General features: G+C 43.1%; 17 protein-coding genes and 1 pseudogene. 12 read left to right on the forward strand and 6 right to left on the reverse strand.

Features of this window, described 5'->3' with window-relative positions; translation table 11 throughout:
- Positions 1-492 precede the first annotated feature (492 nt).
- From pdhA to AC0VX1_RS05320, 5 genes are all read left to right on the forward strand, one after another.
- Positions 493-1,605, forward strand: a complete 1,113-nt coding sequence (pdhA, locus tag AC0VX1_RS05300; RefSeq protein ID WP_413022380.1) for a pyruvate dehydrogenase (acetyl-transferring) E1 component subunit alpha — start codon at positions 493-495, stop codon at positions 1,603-1,605.
- Positions 1,605-2,588: an alpha-ketoacid dehydrogenase subunit beta gene (locus AC0VX1_RS05305; RefSeq protein WP_413022379.1), complete on the forward strand. Its 984-nt coding sequence runs from the start codon at positions 1,605-1,607 to the stop codon at positions 2,586-2,588. The genes pdhA and AC0VX1_RS05305 overlap by 1 nt, the downstream gene beginning before the upstream one ends.
- Positions 2,589-2,621: 33 nt before the next feature.
- Positions 2,622-3,902: a dihydrolipoamide acetyltransferase family protein gene (locus tag AC0VX1_RS05310; protein WP_475470239.1), complete on the forward strand. Its 1,281-nt coding sequence runs from the start codon at positions 2,622-2,624 to the stop codon at positions 3,900-3,902.
- Positions 3,903-5,327 (forward strand): dihydrolipoyl dehydrogenase, encoded by a 1,425-nt coding sequence (gene lpdA / locus AC0VX1_RS05315; protein ID WP_475470241.1) that lies wholly within the window; start codon positions 3,903-3,905, stop codon positions 5,325-5,327.
- A gap of 349 nt (positions 5,328-5,676) precedes the next feature.
- On the forward strand, positions 5,677-7,056 hold the full coding sequence (locus tag AC0VX1_RS05320; protein ID WP_191929060.1) for an amino acid permease: 1,380 nt from the start codon (positions 5,677-5,679) through the stop codon (positions 7,054-7,056).
- 76 nt (positions 7,057-7,132) lie between these two features.
- Here the strand turns inward: AC0VX1_RS05320 and hisC are convergent, their stop codons facing one another.
- The gene (hisC, locus tag AC0VX1_RS05325; RefSeq protein ID WP_328129592.1) at positions 7,133-8,257 is read right to left on the reverse strand and encodes a histidinol-phosphate transaminase; all 1,125 of its coding nucleotides are present in this window, start codon (positions 8,255-8,257) and stop codon (positions 7,133-7,135) included.
- Positions 8,258-8,431: 174 nt separating this feature from the next.
- On the opposite strand from hisC, the gene AC0VX1_RS05330 reads away from it, so the two are divergent.
- The gene (locus AC0VX1_RS05330) at positions 8,432-8,899 is read left to right on the forward strand and encodes an Lrp/AsnC family transcriptional regulator (protein WP_034314805.1); all 468 of its coding nucleotides are present in this window, start codon (positions 8,432-8,434) and stop codon (positions 8,897-8,899) included.
- A gap of 115 nt (positions 8,900-9,014) precedes the next feature.
- Here the strand turns inward: AC0VX1_RS05330 and AC0VX1_RS05335 are convergent, their stop codons facing one another.
- On the reverse strand, positions 9,015-9,413 hold the full coding sequence (locus AC0VX1_RS05335) for a carboxymuconolactone decarboxylase family protein (protein ID WP_057275758.1): 399 nt from the start codon (positions 9,411-9,413) through the stop codon (positions 9,015-9,017).
- Positions 9,414-9,531: 118 nt separating this feature from the next.
- On the opposite strand from AC0VX1_RS05335, the gene AC0VX1_RS05340 reads away from it, so the two are divergent.
- From AC0VX1_RS05340 to AC0VX1_RS05350, 3 genes and pseudogenes are all read left to right on the forward strand, one after another.
- Entirely contained in the window at positions 9,532-9,960 is a 429-nt protein-coding gene (locus AC0VX1_RS05340) for an Lrp/AsnC family transcriptional regulator (RefSeq protein WP_475470245.1), read from the forward strand.
- Positions 9,961-10,183: 223 nt separating this feature from the next.
- Complete coding sequence (locus AC0VX1_RS05345) at positions 10,184-11,116, forward strand: catalase family peroxidase (protein ID WP_095392762.1); 933 nt, start codon at positions 10,184-10,186, stop codon at positions 11,114-11,116.
- Between the two features lie 291 nt (positions 11,117-11,407).
- Positions 11,408-11,708, forward strand: a pseudogene (locus AC0VX1_RS05350) (transposase); the annotation flags it as partial.
- A gap of 39 nt (positions 11,709-11,747) precedes the next feature.
- Here the strand turns inward: AC0VX1_RS05350 and AC0VX1_RS05355 are convergent.
- Both AC0VX1_RS05355 and AC0VX1_RS05360 read right to left on the reverse strand, forming a co-directional pair.
- Positions 11,748-13,418: an ABC1 kinase family protein gene (locus AC0VX1_RS05355; RefSeq protein WP_413022375.1), complete on the reverse strand. Its 1,671-nt coding sequence runs from the start codon at positions 13,416-13,418 to the stop codon at positions 11,748-11,750.
- A 14-nt stretch (positions 13,419-13,432) separates the two neighbouring features.
- Positions 13,433-13,735, reverse strand: a complete 303-nt coding sequence (locus AC0VX1_RS05360) for a phasin family protein (protein WP_098187558.1) — start codon at positions 13,733-13,735, stop codon at positions 13,433-13,435.
- Between the two features lie 242 nt (positions 13,736-13,977).
- Between AC0VX1_RS05360 and AC0VX1_RS05365 the strand changes: the two genes are divergently transcribed.
- Positions 13,978-14,727, forward strand: coding sequence for a glucose 1-dehydrogenase (locus tag AC0VX1_RS05365; protein ID WP_475471712.1), 750 nt, complete (start codon positions 13,978-13,980; stop codon positions 14,725-14,727).
- A gap of 1 nt (position 14,728) precedes the next feature.
- Here the strand turns inward: AC0VX1_RS05365 and AC0VX1_RS05370 are convergent, their stop codons facing one another.
- Both AC0VX1_RS05370 and AC0VX1_RS05375 read right to left on the reverse strand, forming a co-directional pair.
- Positions 14,729-14,935 (reverse strand): hypothetical protein, encoded by a 207-nt coding sequence (locus tag AC0VX1_RS05370; RefSeq protein ID WP_222620127.1) that lies wholly within the window; start codon positions 14,933-14,935, stop codon positions 14,729-14,731.
- Between the two features lie 88 nt (positions 14,936-15,023).
- A complete protein-coding gene (locus tag AC0VX1_RS05375) occupies positions 15,024-15,815 on the reverse strand; it encodes a TIGR00266 family protein (protein ID WP_475470249.1) in 792 nt (263 codons plus the stop codon).
- Positions 15,816-16,005: 190 nt separating this feature from the next.
- Between AC0VX1_RS05375 and glpK the strand changes: the two genes are divergently transcribed.
- Positions 16,006-17,496: a glycerol kinase GlpK gene (glpK, locus tag AC0VX1_RS05380; RefSeq protein WP_475470251.1), complete on the forward strand. Its 1,491-nt coding sequence runs from the start codon at positions 16,006-16,008 to the stop codon at positions 17,494-17,496.
- A gap of 66 nt (positions 17,497-17,562) precedes the next feature.
- The gene (locus AC0VX1_RS05385; protein WP_053534045.1) at positions 17,563-18,030 is read left to right on the forward strand and encodes a CBS domain-containing protein; all 468 of its coding nucleotides are present in this window, start codon (positions 17,563-17,565) and stop codon (positions 18,028-18,030) included.
- The last annotated feature ends 47 nt before the right edge of the window (positions 18,031-18,077 follow it).

Here is an 18,077-nt window from a genome sequence, read left to right on the forward strand (position 1 = left end):
GAGGCTCCCCGACCGCCCGCGGAAAGCGAGTGCCTGGAGTGGAAAATCAACGGCCAATTGTACAACTCATAAAAAATAGACAAACTCGATTTTCATCGAGTTTGTCTACAGTCTGTAAGACCCATATATTAATATAATGGGTCTTTTTTGTGCTGGATTTTTTTTTGATGAAGGTTTTAAATCTGTCGGGAGCATATCACATTTTGAAGGGAATCATTATGAAATTTCCCATTAAAGGTTCTCGTTTTCAAAATGAAGGCGAAGTATCAGAAAACATCTTCTAAATAAAGGTAATATGTAAAAAATTCATTCTATTTAACATATTATTAAAAACATGGATGTATTATCCTTTTATATAAGGAAATGTAGTTTATGAAACAGCATTTAATCACAGACAGAAAGACCAATAAAAACATTTTGGGCTGTTATTTCATGACTGTTCAAAACCTAGGTAAGTTTGCGAAACAAATCTATCTTAAGGGGAGAAATGAAATGGAAAAGACGGGAAACCCAATAATGAAAGCGCATTCAAGCGGAGTTGAGCCGGAAATGTTTCGTGTATTGACTCCTGATGGGGAAATAATTGAAGTGATTGATGGAAAAATCGATAAATCACTTATGTTAAAGATGTATGAGAGCATGCTCCTGCTCAGAACATTTGACCGAAAATCAATAAATCTCCAGCGCCAAGGCAGGATTGGGACTTATGCACCTTTCGAAGGGCAGGAAGCGTCCCAAGCAGGAAGCGCTTTAGCATTGTCGGCAGGGGATTGGATGTTTCCCACATACCGTGATCATGGAGCGGCAATCATTCATGGACAGGAATTATACCGTGTTTTCCTATACTGGATGGCGCATTTTGATGGTTCGATTTGTCCAGAAGGAAAAAGGATATTGCCTCCAAGTGTTCCAATTGCCACTCAAATGGTTCATGCAGTTGGAACGGCTTGGGCAAGTAAGCTTAAAGGCGAAAAGAATGTTAGCATCGCCTATTTTGGCGATGGTGCGACTTCTGAAGGGGACTTTCATGAAGCACTGAATTTTGCCGGCGTTTATAAAACCCCGACAATCTTTTTCTGCCAAAATAATGGCTACGCAATCAGTGTCCCTTTTGAAAAGCAATCGGCATCAAAAACAATATCCCAGCGTGCTGCTGCTTATGACATCCATGGGGTGCGGGTGGATGGAAATGATATTTTTGCCGTATGGATGACTGTAAAGGAGGCTGTCGAAAGAGCGCTTAAAGGGGAAGGGCCTACATTAATCGAAGCCATTACCTTTCGCTATGGCGCCCATACTACTGCAGACAATCCGAACATATATCGCGATCAGGACGAAATTTCAACGTTCTGGAGGGAAAACCGCGATCCTATTACACGCCTTAGAAAGTATTTGAATAAAGAGGGTCATTGGAATGAAGAGCAGGAAGAATTGGTGTTAAAGCAATTCAACGAACTGATCGATACTCACCTTAAAAGGGCCGAAGCGTATCCGAAATCCGACCCGCTCGAAATGTTTAACCATGTATATGCTGAGGAGACATGGCATCTTAAGGAACAGAAGCAGGAATTGAACCAAATCTTAAGGAAAGGCGGGAGGAAATGATGGGCAAAAATTTAACGATGCTCCAGGCTATTACGGAAGCGCTGGACCAAATGCTGGATCATGATGATCGAGTGATGATCTTGGGTGAGGATATTGGTTTGAATGGCGGGGTTTTTCGAGCGACGGAAGGACTTTATGAGAAGTATGGAAAAGATCGAGTTGTGGATACGCCATTAGCTGAATCCGGAATCATCGGCTCTGCCATTGGTTTGGCTCTTAACGGAATGCTGCCCATAGTGGAGATCCAGTTTCTCGCCTTTATTTATCCGGGGTTCGAGCAGCTCATTTCCCATGCTGCCCGTATGAGGTATCGTACTCGTGGGCAATTTGGGGTGCCCCTCGTAATCCGTACGCCATATGGTGCCGGAATCAGGGGTCCTGAACTTCATTCCGAAAGTGTCGAAACCTTCTTTGCCCATACTCCGGGTTTAAAGGTGGTTGCACCCAGTAATCCATATGACGCAAAAGGGCTGCTCATTTCAGCGCTCGAAGATCCAGATCCAGTGATTTTTTTGGAACCGACTAAATTGTATCGGGCCTTCAAGGAAGAAGTTCCCGATGAAATGTACCGAATACCAATCGGTCAGGCAAAAGTGGTCCAGGAGGGAAGCGACCTGACCATTTTTGCATGGGGGGCCATGTTAAGGGAGGCAATGAATGCCGCGAAAAAGATTGAAGCAGAAAAAGGCTGGAAGTGTGAAGTGGTCGATCTTAGAACTTTATACCCTTTAGATAGGGATGCGATCGTGCAATCCATTAAAAAGACAGGTCGTGCATTGATCGTCCATGAAGCCCATAAGACGGCCGGATTAGGTGCGGAAATTATCTCCATCATTAATGATGAAGCTCTTATTTACCTGAAAGCGCCGATTAAGCGTGTAACAGGATTTGATGTACCGGTTCCGCCGTTTACAATAGAAGATCATTATTTACCGACTGTTGACCGTGTAAAACAAGGAATTGTCGAAACGTTATCATTTTAATTGATTTAGGGAGAAAGAGAAGGAGGATGACGCATGATGGAATTTAAACTTCCTGATGTAGGGGAAGGGATGCATGAAGGGGAAATTATCCAATGGCTCATCAAAGAAGGGGATGCGGTAAAACAGGACCAACCCATTGTTGAGGTGCAAACGGATAAAGTCAATGCGGAATTGACAGCCCCGGCAGCGGGAGTGGTCAAGAAAATATTTTTTTCCGTTGGGGATATCGTGGAAGTGGGAACCACTATATTCACAATTCAGGAAGAGAACGATGTGCCAGTTCCGGATACAAACATTAGTGAGGAAGAAAACCAAGTCGGGCAATCCGGTGATGTAAAAGTAAATGCGGAGCATATTACGACTAAACAGCACCATCAGGCAGTGCGTGCGTTGGCAACCCCATTCGTGCGTCAAATGGCCAGGGAAATGAAGATTGATATCGAGAAGGTTAAAGGTTCCGGTCCGGCTGGGCGAATTACCGAAAGTGACCTGAAGCAGTTTAAAGAAAATAATTCGATTACACGGGAAGATGCCAAACAGCATGATGACAAGACTGGTCAAGAGATGGCGCCGATGAAGGATGCCGTACTGGCAAATGGTTTGGGAAATGAGCGGGAAGAGCGGATTCCGCTTAAAGGCATTCGTAAAAAAATCGCTGAACATATGGTAAAGTCCGTTTCGACTATTCCTCATGTAACGCATGTAGATGAATTGGAAATGGACCGATTAAAGGAATTTAAAAGTCAATTAAAGGAGTACTCAGATGATAAGGATATAAAATTGACTTTTTTGCCGTTTTTCGTTAAAGCCATTGTCATCGCTTTAAAGGAGTTCAAAACATTAAATGCTTCAATTGATGAAAGAACCAATGAAATCATCCTGAAAAATTATTATCATATTGGGATTGCGACGAATACAAAAGAGGGTCTCATTGTTCCTGTGATCAAACATGCCGATCAAAAAACCATTTTCCAACTGGCTGATGAAATCAGGCAATTGGCAACCCAAGCCCGTGAAGGGAAGTTGAGTATAAACCAAATCACAGGCAGTACATTTACCATCAGCAATGTAGGACCGATCGGAGGGATGCACGCTACCCCGATCATTAACTATCCGGAAGCTGCCATATTAGCTTTGCATAAAATGGAACATCGCATGGTCGTTCGCGATTTGGAAGGTGTTATCCGTTTAATGATGAATATGTCTCTTTCTTTCGATCATCGTTTGATTGATGGGGTAACAGCGGTGCACTTTACCAATAAAATCAAGGAATTGCTGGAAAATCCAATTCGTTTAGTTGTGGAGATGAGATAAATGGTAGTAGGGGAAGTTGCTGTTGAGACGGATGTTGTCATCATGGGAGGAGGTCCGGGAGGATATGCTGCGGCTATCCGTCTCGGCCAGTTAGGTAAATCTGTCGTGCTGGTTGAAAAGGATAAGTTGGGCGGGGTCTGCCTTAATCGGGGCTGTATACCTTCAAAAGCATTGATTCACGCAGCTGATCAATACCATGGGCTTAACGATTTAGGGAAAATGGGAATCCGGCTGCCTCAGGAAAGAACCACTATGGACTTGGGGGGTTGGCAGGATTGGAAAGGGGGCATCATATCCCAGTTGGGGCATGGGATTGCCCATTTGTGTAAGGAAAACGGAGTGACGGTGGTTAAAGGCCAAGCAACTTTTTTATCTGATGACCGCATTGGAGTTGAAACCGGTGGCGATTTTGAAACCTACAAGTTTGAACAGGCAATTATTGCGACAGGGTCCAGGCCTTTCATTCCATCCTTCATAAAAGTCGATGGAGAATATATATTGGATTCAACATCATCTTTGCAGCTGAATGAAGTTCCAGCGAGCTTGTCGATCATTGGCGGAGGATATATCGGAATCGAGCTGGGTATGGCATTTGCAAAGTTAGGGACTAAAGTGACCATCATTGAGATGGCCAATCGCATACTCCCTCAAGTTGCTGAAAACCTGGTAAAGGACGTCACCCGGAATGCCAAGAAGCTCGGGATCAATATCAAAACATCCTCGAGGGTAGAGAAAGCGAGTGTAGTGGATGGTCAAGTGCATCTTCTTGTTTCCTCGGAAGAACAGGGTGCGGAAGCGGTCGTGAGCGAAAAGACCCTGGTTACAATTGGAAGGGTTCCTAACACGGAAGAAATTGGCCTGAATCGGGCTGGAGTGACGGTTGGTGAGAAAGGCCATATAGTAGTGGATATGGAATGCCGTACAAATGTGCCGCACATCTTTGCCATCGGTGATACTACGCCTGGTCCGGCACTTGCCCATCGAGCGTCCAAACAGGGAATCGTGGCAGCTGAAGTGATAGCGGGGCTGCCAAGTGCCGTTGACTCGCCTTATGTTCCCTATGTAATCTTCTCGGAACCACAAATAGCTGGTGTTGGTTTAACCCGTGAAGAAGCTGAACAACAGGGATACAGCGTAAAGGTTGGCAAATTTCCGTTCAGTGCCAACGGAAGGGCGCTTGCAATGAATGAAACGGAGGGGTTTGCAGAAGTCATCGTGGATGCCAATAGTCATATATTGCTTGGAATGCATATGGTAGGTGCTGATGCTTCCAACCTTATAGGTGAAGGGGTCCTTGCCCTTGAGCTGGCGGCTCGGGTCGAAGATATAGCCCTCAGCATGCATCCTCATCCGACCTTGACCGAGGGGTGGCTGGAAGCGGCTGAAGCAGTTTTGGGACATGCAATTCACATCGTAAATAAATAGGAAAAGGTAAATTCATGGGGATTACCAATGTAGTCCCCGATTAGAATGTTTTATCTTAATGGAGTCAAAGACCCGAAAGGAAAGGCTATCAGTAAATTCACTCCATTTGGAATTATGTCCCGGCGTTTGACCAAACAGGGGCCGTATTGGCCTGCAATGATTCCCTCTTGTAAAACCATCGGCATATTGATATCATTTTTACTTTGGGAAGTATAGAGTTTTCAATAAGCTTTGGATCCTTCCACTCCTAAACCATAACGGTTGATGAGATAACAAATCTATTTGCCATTCAACGATTAAATGGGTTTAATTTATACGAGAAAATTATGGAATGAAGGAGGCAAATGTAATGGAGTCAAATGGTGGGTCATTGCAAAAGAAATTATTGCCGAGGCATATTAGCATGATGGCAATGGGAGGGGCAATAGGTACTGGGATTTTTAAAGGAAGTGCCGAAACCATATCGTTAGCAGGGCCAGGAGTCATATTCACTTATATTTTTGCAGGATTGTTATTGCTAGTAGTCATGGGTGCCATAGCGGAAATGGCAATTGTCTATCCAAATACGAATATGAAAGGCTTCGTTCAGAAAGCATTCGGTAAGCGCCTTTCCTTCATCGTAGGCTGGATGTATTGTTTTATGTGGCTGTCCGTTTGTGTCATTGAGGTAGTGGTGGCAGGAAGCTTTTTGCAGTATTGGCTCCCGGCAATCCCGCTATGGATATTAAGTTTAGGGTGTGCGGCCTTCATCATTGGGATTAACATGATGAATGTCAAAAATTATGGTGAATTCGAATTTTGGTTTGCCGGCATTAAAATTACAATGATCATCTTATTCATCATATTGGGAGCCTGTATTTTATTTGGTGTGATCCCAAGCGGCGGATCTAATTATCTGCAAAACTTCACAGGGCATGGAGGATTTTTCCCGAATGGGTGGATGTCCATCTTTTCGGCATTACTGATCGTCATGTTCTCCTATGGCGGTTCCGAGTTAATAGGGGTGACGGTAACGGAAGCAAAGGATGCAGAACGCATTTTACCTAAGGTCATTAAAAACTATATTTGGAGAGTTGTATTATTCTTCACCTTACCGATACTTGTAATCTGCGGTTTGATTCCGTGGAATGAAATTGGCGACCAGGCAAGTCCGTTTGTACAGGTTTTGTCAATGTCAGGTTTTCAGGGATCTGCACATATCATGAATTTCATTTTGATTACGGCCGTCTTATCTGCCGCTAACTCTGGAATATATGGGTGTACCCGAATGTTGCATTCTTTAGCTGCAGAAGGGGAAGCTCCCAAGTCGTTCTCTTATGTATCAAAAAATGGCGTTCCCTTGTACAGTTTGCTATTAAGTGCAGTTGTATTGGTCGTCGGCTCCATGATTACTTTCGTTGCACAGGACAAGGCATTTACTCTATTAATGGCGTTTCCGGGTTTTGTAGTATCACTTGTATGGATCAGCATCTGTTTAGCGCAGCTTAAACTTCGCAATTCATATCCCAAAGCTCCCAGTTTTAAATTGTGGGGATTTCCATATATAACCTTGTTTACCGTAATCACGTTAAGCATCATTTGTGTCACATTCGTATTCAGTGATCAGAATCGAATCAGTATCATTACTTGCCTGATTGTGTTGGCTGCCTTAATCTTGATTTCAATTTTTAAATTTAAAAGAGTGGACAAACAGGAAACACCTATAATAGAAAAAAATATCGCTAAATAAATCCGCATAAAAGATACGACATGGCAAAGGCGTCCATGTCGTATCTTTCATTACTGATCACTGATATTCTGCAACTTCATTTCGATTGGTCATCTCCAGATGTTTTCTTGATTATATGTTGTAAGGAAGCTATGAATCTCTCGTTCTCAAGAGGAGTGCCGATTGTCACGCGGATGGTATTTTCATAGCCTAGCAAATGACCTGAACGGATGATGACACCCTGAATTAATAACTTCTCAAAAATGTCCTTGCCAGGCTGGTTCAATTTAACCATCAAGAAGTTGGCATGTGAAGGGAAGAATGTCAAACCCATCTTGCTTAGTTCATTTTCTAAATATCTTCTTCCTTCCTCATTCTTACGAACACAATTCTCAACAAATGGATGGTCGTCGAGGGAAGCGAATGCCGCAGCCTGTGCCAAACGATTAGTATTGAAGGGTTCCTTCACTTTAACTAGCTCTTGTATGATGGAAGCATCCATTAAACCGTATCCGATTCTTAAAGCAGCCAGTCCATAAATCTTTGAAAAAGTGCGTAAGATAACCAGATTTGAATGCATATTGAGAAGCGGTAAGGTTTCTAAATATTCTGCATCATCGACATATTCATAGTATGCTTCATCAACGATCAGTAAAATATGCTTCGGCACCTTCTCGATGAAGGAGCGTAACTTTTCTTTTTGAACGATCGTTCCTGTCGGATTATTGGGATTACAGACGAATATCATTCTCGTTTTTTCTGTTATGGCTTCATACATACCCTGAAGGTCATGTACACCATTGGTAAGAGGAATCTTTACAGGTGTGCCGCCGTCAATCAATACATTCGTTTCATAGCGTGGAAATGTCACATCAGCCATGATGACTTCATCATTTTGCTGGATATAGGTTCGTGTCAACAAACGTATCACTTCATCAGATCCATTGCCCAAAATGATATGATCTTTATTGATATTCAAGTTTCTTGCCAGTTTTTCAGCTAATGCAGGCGCCATGCCTTCAGGGTAAAAGGAGGTTTGCTCCATTTCGTTAAGCATGGCTTCTTTTGCTAGAGGTGAGTAACCGAATGGGTTCTCATTGGATGCCAATTTAACGATCGTTTCAAGACCAAGTTCACGTTGCACTTCTTCAATTGGTTTGCCGGAAACATAGGGGCTAATGCTTTCGATGTTTTGTCGAACCGGGATTTTCGTAAAGGTCAATGCAGGTTCCTCCCTTTGGTAAAGTTCTGAATTTTCTTTTTCTATTTGATTATTTTAATGATAGAATATTAACTGTTAAAATTACATACAAAAAAGAACGTATTTTTCGCTATCCATACAACATTTTAAAGAAATATATGCTTATATTCCTTCATTATGAAAGGCGGTTGCTTCATGGATGAAATAGATGTCAGTTTACTGGAACTTTTACAAAAAGATGGACGCATTACGATTAGTGAACTATCGAAGAAATTGGCTCTCAGTCGACCTAGCATCTCTGAACGAATGTACCGACTTCAAGAAAAGGGGATCATTGAGGGGTTCAGCGCAAGGGTTTCCCCTTTGGCAATAGGAAGGGGTGTACTTGTGTTCATTCAGGTGAGTGAACTTAAGGTTCCTGTTTCCGATTTTGAGCAATTAGTGAAAAATGATTTAGACATTATCGAGTGCCACCGTGTAACAGGAACAGTTGGATATTTTTTGAAAGCGGCTTTAGCTGATATGGACAGCATGAGATTACTGATAGATCGATTAATACCCTATGGACATCTGAATACATCTGTGGTTTTGACATCCCCGGTACCTTCCCGCTCCATTCTTCCAAGGATCAATGAAATGGAGGATCATGGTGCGAAATCCTAGGCGGTCATTCAACTGATGCTGGTAAAGGGGTTCGGTATCGTTCAAACTAATGAAGGGTAGAATGTAGGTTTTTTACAGAAAGGAACGAGGCGGAAGGCCTGTTCCTTTTTTTGTGTTATTTTAAATCCATCAAAGCCCCGAAATATTGCTGGGCGGTTGTAAAACAAATGAATGCCAATAGTTCAGAAATTTCTTCATCACTGAACACTTCCTTCAATACTTGGAAAAACTTTTCCTCCGTTTTTTCACGTTGCAAGAGAAATACTTCCGCAAAGGCAATTGCATAGCTTTCTTTCATATCTTCCGGCTTTAGCGGAGTCCCTTTTGCCTGGCAGTATGAGCAGCCATTACCGTATGCCAGCACCCTTCTGACGTTTTCCTTCAATTTCTCCGAAAGTTTCCCATCTGCAGATATGCAATCTGAGAGGTCCGACCATTTATGCGAAATCTCTTCAGAATGAAATAATCTTTGAAATGGACTGGAGCCCTGTGATGATTTTTTTATTCTTGTCATGAACATCACTCCTTTGAGATAATCCTAATATAAAAATCCAGGAATTTTAATTCCATTTGTAAAGAAATATGGTTTAATAATGAACGAATGTAAAGGGAAAAAGGGGAATAATTTAAAAATGAAAATAGATGAGAAAGACCAGAGCATCCTTGCCGAATTAACGTTGAATAGCCGAATCTCCATGAGGGAATTGGCAAAGAAAGTAAACCTCTCGGCCCCCACCGTTGCCGATCGGGTTCGGCAAATGGAGTCGTTCGGGATCATTAAAGGGTATGTTGCCGAGATTGATCATAAAAAGATCGGTTTTCCAATTGAGTGTATCGTGGAAGCTACGATAAAAAATGGGGAATATGAGAAATTCAAAAAGTATATCTCCAAGGTGCCGAATGTTGACTTTTGTTATCGCATTGCCGGGCAGGCTTGCTTTATGCTGAAAATCCACACTCGGAGCCTTGAAGAAGTGGAGGGATTCATCAATCGGACCATTCCTTTTGCAGCAACGGTTACCCATGTGATCCTTTCACAGGTGGAGCCGGAACAGGAATGAGTATTTTTATAGTGGAAGTAAAAGAGATCTGTATATGCCGATCATTTTGAATGTTTCTAGAATTAAAGGATAAAATCACGTGTCCATAAAGATATGACATATGTTTGCAGCGTCAGGTGTTTTTTTGCAATCAATGCTTTCGGTGATTCAAGAAAGAATAAGCTAATGGAATATGGGGTACATGTAATAATGGATAATAATCTGAAAAGGTGGGGTGAGTATCATGGAAGGAACCGACGACTACAAACCTGAACTGGCCAGGGAAGCAGTAAATGTGATTGAAAATGTAGCAGGAACACATCCTGGTTATCGGCGTGTGCATGCAAGGGGATATGTTTATGAGGGGGTTTTTACCCCAAACGGAAAAGCGTCCCCATTAACGGTGGCTTCGCATCTACAGGATGAAGCCGTGCCGGTGATCATTCGGTTTTCAAATAGCTCACCGATTCCAAGCCATCCTGATGCCATTTCCCCTGTAAAGGGCATGGCAGTCAAGTTTCATTTGCCGAATGGAAAGGTGTCAGATCTTATTACTGTGACCATTCCGTTATTCTTTGCGAAAACACCGCAAGCGTTTGTTGATATTGCTGGCTTTTTCCAATCTGCAAAGGAAGGTTTCCCCAATTTGAAAGAGCTTGCAAAAATCCTGTGGAAATACCCTGAAAGCAAGGCAAGCCTGCAAATGCTTAAAGAAATGCGTTCTCCAGCCAGTTTTTCAACGTGCCAATATTACTCCATTCACGCATTCTATTTCATTAACAAGGAAGGAAGGCGGCAGGCAATCAAGTATGAGTGGGTGCCAGATGCCGGCCTTAGTATGTTAGAAAAAGGGGAGGTTGCCGAGCATTCGCCGGAGTATCTGGATGAAGAAATGGAAAAGAGGCTTAAAGAAGGACCGGTGGGCTTTAAATTGAACATCCAAATAGGAGGGGAAAATGACCCGACTGACGATCCGACTACAGCTTGGTCGGAAGATAAACAGGTAATCACGATAGGGCATTTAATGATCTCCAAAAAATCGGAAGTGTGTAAAGATACATTATTGTTTGATCCAACCAATATTCCTGAAGGAATCGAATGCTCGGAAGACCGGATCTTGCATTTTCGCCATAGTGCGTATGCCGTTTCATATGAACGTCGGATAAATAACCAATGAATCAAATCAAGAAAAACCCCCTATTCCAAAGGGGTTCCCTTGAATGTAGACAAACTCGATGAAAATCGAGTTTGTCTATTTTTATGGCTTGTACAATTTGGACGTTGATTGGAACGTAGGCACTCGCTTTCCGCGGGCGGTCGGGGAGCCTGCGGGGTTTCCCTAGACGCGCTTTTCTAAGCAGGAGTCTCATACACCCGCTCCAATTAACTGTGTCTTACCTTTTAGGTAGACCACTTTTGTCTAGAGTCATTTTTGTTTTAAAATAGAAGTATTAAAACCTTGATGAGGATGCTTTCTAAACATGATTCTATTCAGCGAGATCAACTTGAAATGATTACTCTAGATCAACTTGCCAGCGCAACTTAGTTCTTAAAATGGAGCCTGCCATTGACTTCTCTTTCATTTATGATTTGGAGGCATGTATTCAAAGGTAGAAGGCCCAAGTATTGATTCAGTTATATTAGTTAAACTGACTTTCATTCAATATGGCTTCGGAATTCGTTCAATGCATAAAACAATAGAAGATGTTGAAACAAATATGGCTTACCGTTGGTTCTTAGGCTATGGTTTCCAGTGCCCCCTACTCCACGTTCGGGATGAGACCAATCTGAATCCGGTTTTAAGTGAGTTACATTTTTCCGGATCTGAAAATAGTGTAGAGCATGAGTAAGAACATCAGGGTTGCAACGACAAAACCAATTTCGATAACCGGTATCTTCCAAAGGATCAAGGTTTCCCCGCCTATTGCAGAACCGATAATGAGACCGACCATGATTATGCTGAATGCAAGCAGGATGATACTGAACGACAGCCGGTTCGAGATTTGATCAAGCTTATGTAAAAAAACTTGAAGTTCGGGGATGTTGATATCGAGCCGCAATTTCCCTTTTTTAATGATACCTGTCACTTCCCTGATATCCTTGGGCAATTCGGCAATGGCTTCAGCAGACTCGATGAATTGATTCCAGGCGTTCTTCGCAATGTTTTTTGGGTTGTAGCGTTCTTTAAAAAGCCTTTCCCCAAAAGGTTCAGCTGCCTTCATGATGCTGAAATTCGGATCTAATCCTTCGACAATGGCTTCCATGGTAAGCAAAGCCTTGCCGAGCATCGTGAATTCGGGTGGGATTTGGACCTGGTGACGATTGGCAACCGTGAACAGGTCATTGACTGCTCCGCCTAAGCTGATTTGGCTCAATGGGATATCATAATATTTATTTCGCAGTTCATCAATATCCCCCCTTAATGGGGCCATATCGATTTCGTCCGTCAAGAGACCCATATCTGAAAGCGTCTTGATCAATCCATTGGTGCTTCCGCGTTTCAGATTGATGACAAGCGAGGCGAACTGATATTTCGTTTCTTCCTCAAGACGTCCCACCATCCCAAAATCCATGAGTGCGACGACATTCCCAGGCAATATGATGATATTGCCTGGGTGGGGATCACCGTGGTAAAAGCCATCGATCAATATTTGATGAAGCATGGAGTTCGCTAATCTTTCCGCGATTTGCCGGCGATCATAACCTTCATCATCAAGCTGTTTATAATGATTGATCTTAATTCCCTGAATGAAATCCATTGTCAGTACCCTTTTTGTGGAAAACTCCCAATGAATCCTTGGTACCTTAAACCCTTGATCATCGATGAATTGCTTGGCTATTCTTTCCCCGTTTCGACCCTCGGAGTTATAATCAAGTTCTGCGCGGAGTGATTTAGCGAATTCATCAATCATTTTTCTGATTTGGTAGCGTCTTGCCCAAGATATGCGTGCTTCCATAAGTCTTGCCAAATCATCGAGAATTTCCAAATCCGTTTCCACAGTCGGAAGAATATCTGGCCGCTGCACTTTGATTGCTACGACTTCCAGTGATGGAAGTCGAGCTGTATGGACCTGTCCAATCGAAGCGGTTGCCAGTGGGGTTTCATTAAATTCAAGGAAAATGTTTTCCAAAGAATCACCCAATTCGGCCTCGACAATTTTACGGACCCTATCAAATGGAAAGGGGGTGACCTGGTCCTGTAACTTTTCAAGCTCGCGGACGATTTCTTCAGGAACGAAATCACGCCTCGTACTTGCAATCTGCCCAAGCTTAATGAATGTAGGTCCCAAGCTTTGTAATATCGTATGCAGCCGCTCTCCGATTGAGCGGAGGTTCAGGTTTTCATCGGATTGGAGTTTCGATCCCGCTTTACTCTCGGATAATCCCAGGCGATAGATGAAGTAACCAAACCCATTTTTCAAAAAGGCATTAATGATTTCTTGGTAACGATGTGCGTGTTTCAGTCGCTTGCGAAACATTCAAGTACCTCCTGTCACGGTTGTAAGTTTTGGTTCTGTTTCTCCAAAATTACGATGCGGCGCTCCAATTCCTCGACTTCTTCTTTAGTTGCCAAGTTTAGGCCATTGAGCGCTTGATTGACTTTGGCCTTGACGGAATCGTCCAGCTGCTTTTGGGCTTGCTCCCCTTTTTCGACCCATTGCTTAATAAGGATCTTGGAGTCTTCTTTGCTGATATCGCCTTTTTTGACAAGAGAGTCCACCGCTTTTTCAATTTGCTCTTTTGTAGCAGCGGCTGCACCTAATCCTAAAGAAAACACATTTTTTAATAAGTCCATTTTTACATTCCTCCAATAAAAATTTTTACACTGTAAGAAAGATAATAGCGGATGCCTTTCACTCGGGTTCATTCTTGTTGTTACCATCTATCATACATCACTTTAGGGCAGCTACAAAAATATAAGGGTCCTGCGATTATTGATGGGAAGAAAAGGATTTTTAGATAGCTCAAAATTGTTTGAAGTGGAGCGGATTGGATATTATGATAGGGAAAAGCGGCTGTGAAAGTGAGGTTGGAATAATGGGTTTCAAAAATAAAACGGTGATTGTAACAGGTGCTTCGAATGGGATAGGGAGAGGCGTGGCAAAGGGATATGCAGAAAGCGGCGCTTCAGTCGTTCTCGCAGATTTGGACGAGCGGAAAGGGCTTCTGTGTGTGGAAGAGCTCAAAAGTAACGGTCATGAAGCCATGTTCGTTAAAACGGATGTACGCAAGGAAGCTGACATTCAACAATTGATGGATGTAACTCTAAAAACATATAAGACCATTGATATATTAATCAATAATGCAGGAAAGGCATTATTCAAATCGCTTTATGATCTGACGATAGAGGAATGGGACGATATGATGAATACGAATTTGCGCAGTGTTTTCCTTTGTTCCCGGGCCGCGGCAGAATCGATGCGGAAAAATGAAATGGGAGGTGCGATCATCAATATAGCATCAACCAGAGCGATGATGTCTGAGCCTGATTCGGAATCCTATGCAGCAACCAAAGGAGGGATCAAAGCACTGACACATGCACTTGCCGCTTCTTTGGGCAAAGAGAAAATTACGGTCAATTCGATTTCACCAGGGTGGATTGAAACGGGAGATTATGAATCGCTGAGGGATGAAGATCACCTGCAGCATTTTTCCAATCGGGTTGGCAAACCGGACGATATTGCAAGGGCCTGTCTTTATTTGACGGCAACGGAAAATAATTTCGTTACGGGTGAGGATCTTATCGTCGATGGAGGCATGACAAGAAAAATGATGTATGAGGAGTAACTCATTTTTTTCGGTAGAGATATTGCAGTTCAGTCCCGAGCTCACGGTTAAGCAGCTGTTCCATTTCTTCAAGCTCTTTTATGCCGATAGGGGCATCGGCAGCTGTCCAGTGAACGGTATAAACAAAATAGTAATCTCTTATTTTTCGGAAAATAACAGGCGAATTCGGGAATTGATCAAAAATTGCCCTGATATTATAGCGTCTCATGTAGGACCACTTAACAAGCTGCATGTAGCTACCCATCCTTTTCAAAAGAGATCAATGACTGCCAGGATGGCAGCCATTGGTCCGGTTCTTATTTATCGTTGAATAAATTGAATAAGCCTCTAGCTACGCTGCCTTCTTCGGATGATCCTCCATTTTGCGGCGCTGCAGCAAATACACGGCTGGCAAGCCGGCTGAATGGCAACGATTGCACCCAGACTGTTCCGGGTCCTTTTAATGTTGCAAAGAATAAACCTTCGCCGCCGAACAAAGCGGTTTTCACACCCTTTACAGTTTCAATATTATAATCTACCCCGCTAGTCATTGCCACTAAACACCCTGTATCGACGCGTAAAATCTCCCCTGCTGCCAATTCCTTTTTATGGATCGTGCCACCGGCATGAACGAAGGTCATTCCATCTCCTTCTAGTTTTTGCATGATGAAGCCTTCACCGCCAAAGAAGCCTGCCCCTATTTTTCTCTGAAACTCAATTCCGACCGAAACGCCTTTTGCGGCCGCCAGGAACGCGTCTTTTTGACATATGATTTTCCCGCCCAGCTCGCTTAAATCCATCGGGATGATTTTACCTGGATATGGCGATGCGAATGAAACGTGTTTTTTATCTCGTCCTTCATTCGTAAAAGCCGTCATGAAAAGACTCTCACCAGTAAGTAGCCGTTTCCCGGCCCCGAATAGCTTACCCATCATTCCGCTGTCACCATTTGAAGACCCATCACCAAAGATGGTTTCCATCTTGATTTGATCTTCCATCATCATTAAGCTTCCAGCCTCGGCAAACACCGTTTCCTGAGGGTCCAATTCCACTTCAACAAACTGCATGTCATCTCCATATACCTTAAAATCTATTTCATGATTATTCAATTTCCATTCCTCCTATCCGCTTATTTTCATTGTAAAAGATAAACTCTTAACCTGCCAATATTATTCAGTTTTCTGCTGTAGTTTATATATTTTTTGTTTTCACGGGTATATCTAGTAAAATGTAGAAAGAAAAAACAGCATGACACTTAAGCTGAAATGAACCTTTTCTTAAGTGCAGGAGGAGACAGCCGTGGAGACTTACATACTATCATTGGACCAGGGAACGACAAGTTCCCGGGCCATTTTATTTAATAAAAGCGGGGAAGTTTTGCATATTGCCCAAAAGGAATTCACCCAATACTTCCCGAATCCAGGATGGGTGGAGCATAATGCCAATGAAATTTGGGGCTCCATCTTATCGGTAATCGCTTCCTGTCTATCGGAAATGAATGTAAGGCCTGAACAGATCGCTGGAATTGGCATAACGAATCAACGGGAGACGACCGTGGTATGGGACAAGGAAACAGGTCAGCCGATTCATCATGCCATCGTCTGGCAATCCCGGCAGACAAGCGAAATTTGTACGCAATTGAAGGATGAAGGCCTCGATGGCTTATTCTTGCAGAAAACCGGATTGTTGATTGATGCATATTTTTCCGGTACAAAGGTGAAATGGATTCTCGACCATGTAGATGGGGCACGGGAGAAGGCTGAAAACGGAGACTTATTGTTTGGTACGATCGATACGTGGCTGATATGGAAACTTTCGGTTGGTAAATCACATGTAACAGACTATTCGAATGCTTCAAGGACGCTGATGTATAACATTCATGACCTGAAGTGGGACGAAGAGCTGCTGGAAATCCTGCAAGTGCCGCAATCGATGCTCCCTGACGTTTGTTCTTCATCGGAGATATACGGGAAAACAGCGCCACATCATTTCTTTGGGCATGAAATCCCGATTGCCGGAGCGGCGGGAGATCAACAGGCCGCATTGTTCGGCCAAGAATGCTTTGAAAAAGGAATGGCTAAGAATACTTATGGCACCGGATGCTTCATGCTGATGAACACAGGAGAAAAGGCAGTGAAATCAGAGCATGGCCTGTTGACCACGATTGCATGGGGGCTGAATGGAAAAGTCGAATATGCCTTGGAAGGAAGTATTTTTGTCGCAGGTTCGGCCATACAATGGTTAAGGGATGGACTGAAACTCTTGCATGATCCGAAAGAAAGTGAAAAGTATGCTTTGCGGGTCACTTCAGCCGATGGTGTCTATGTAGTTCCCGCATTTGTAGGATTAGGCACCCCTTATTGGGATAGTGATGTCAGGGGAGCTGTATTCGGACTGACAAGGGGGACATCGAGGGAGCATTTCGTCCGGGCAACATTAGAAGCATTGGCCTACCAGACAAAAGATGTCCTTAGCGCCATGGAGATTGATTCAGGGATTAACCTAAAGGCATTAAGGGTCGATGGCGGGGTTGTCAAAAACAACTTCTTGATGGAATTCCAAAGCGGCCTCCTGAATGTACCAGTCGAAAGACCCGTTATTAGTGAAACGACAGCGTTAGGAGCGGCGTATTTGGCTGGGCTCGCTGTCGGATATTGGGAAAGTCAGGAAGAGATTTCAAAGCTATGGGCGGTCGATAAGAAATTCGAACCCGAGATGGAAGAACAGGAACGGAAGGATTTATATAATGGCTGGAAAAAGGCAGTTCAGGCGGCAAGGGTTTTTAAATAGAGTAAGTAAGGGTATTAATAGGGAGAGATGAATACAGAACGTACAAACTTAAAAAGGGGTGGTATTATGTTAGTTAAGGATTTCATGATAAGGGAAGTCTTTGTAGCCCGTCCTGATTTTACATTAAAGGAAATTCTGCGGATCTTGATCGAAAATAAAGTGGGCGGGGTCCCCGTTGTGGATGAACAGGATAAGCTATTGGGAATGGTGACGGACGGGGATATCCTTCGTTACCTGACACCTGCAGAGGAAGCCATCATGGGGTATTTCACCTACATTACGGTTCTTCCCGGTGAAGAGTTGGATGAAAAGGTTACATCCAAAATGAATGATAAAGTCTCACAAATCATTAAAAATAAAAGGATTACAAAGCTATCTCCCGAAGATCCGCTAGATGAATTGATAAAGGTCCTTTCCAAGCATCATTTCAAGAAAATCCCCGTCGTGGACAAAAATGATAAAGTCGTCGGCATTATCAGCAGGGGAGATGCCCTTAGGGCCCTTTATAAGGAATTCGTTCAAAAGCTGGAATGAATGGGCATCATAAAAAGGCCTGCTCGATTACGAGCAGGCCTTTTTTG

Source organism: Peribacillus sp. QJM3NY_7 (genome assembly GCF_056173225.1).

What these genes read in the sequence shown, in the direction of transcription:
- pdhA (WP_413022380.1), top strand. Translation starts at nt 493, where the DNA reads ATGGAAAAGACGGGAAACCCAATAATGAAAGCGCATTCAAGCGGAGTT.
- AC0VX1_RS05305 (WP_413022379.1), top strand. Translation starts at nt 1,605, where the DNA reads ATGGGCAAAAATTTAACGATGCTCCAGGCTATTACGGAAGCGCTGGAC.
- AC0VX1_RS05310 (WP_475470239.1), top strand. Translation starts at nt 2,622, where the DNA reads ATGATGGAATTTAAACTTCCTGATGTAGGGGAAGGGATGCATGAAGGG.
- lpdA (WP_475470241.1), top strand. Translation starts at nt 3,903, where the DNA reads ATGGTAGTAGGGGAAGTTGCTGTTGAGACGGATGTTGTCATCATGGGA.
- AC0VX1_RS05320 (WP_191929060.1), top strand. Translation starts at nt 5,677, where the DNA reads ATGGAGTCAAATGGTGGGTCATTGCAAAAGAAATTATTGCCGAGGCAT.
- AC0VX1_RS05330 (WP_034314805.1), top strand. Translation starts at nt 8,432, where the DNA reads ATGGATGAAATAGATGTCAGTTTACTGGAACTTTTACAAAAAGATGGA.
- AC0VX1_RS05335 (WP_057275758.1), bottom strand. Translation starts at nt 9,413, where the DNA reads ATGACAAGAATAAAAAAATCATCACAGGGCTCCAGTCCATTTCAAAGA.
- AC0VX1_RS05340 (WP_475470245.1), top strand. Translation starts at nt 9,532, where the DNA reads ATGAAAATAGATGAGAAAGACCAGAGCATCCTTGCCGAATTAACGTTG.
- AC0VX1_RS05345 (WP_095392762.1), top strand. Translation starts at nt 10,184, where the DNA reads ATGGAAGGAACCGACGACTACAAACCTGAACTGGCCAGGGAAGCAGTA.
- AC0VX1_RS05355 (WP_413022375.1), bottom strand. Translation starts at nt 13,418, where the DNA reads ATGTTTCGCAAGCGACTGAAACACGCACATCGTTACCAAGAAATCATT.
- AC0VX1_RS05360 (WP_098187558.1), bottom strand. Translation starts at nt 13,735, where the DNA reads ATGGACTTATTAAAAAATGTGTTTTCTTTAGGATTAGGTGCAGCCGCT.
- AC0VX1_RS05365 (WP_475471712.1), top strand. Translation starts at nt 13,978, where the DNA reads ATGGGTTTCAAAAATAAAACGGTGATTGTAACAGGTGCTTCGAATGGG.
- AC0VX1_RS05370 (WP_222620127.1), bottom strand. Translation starts at nt 14,935, where the DNA reads ATGAGACGCTATAATATCAGGGCAATTTTTGATCAATTCCCGAATTCG.
- AC0VX1_RS05385 (WP_053534045.1), top strand. Translation starts at nt 17,563, where the DNA reads ATGTTAGTTAAGGATTTCATGATAAGGGAAGTCTTTGTAGCCCGTCCT.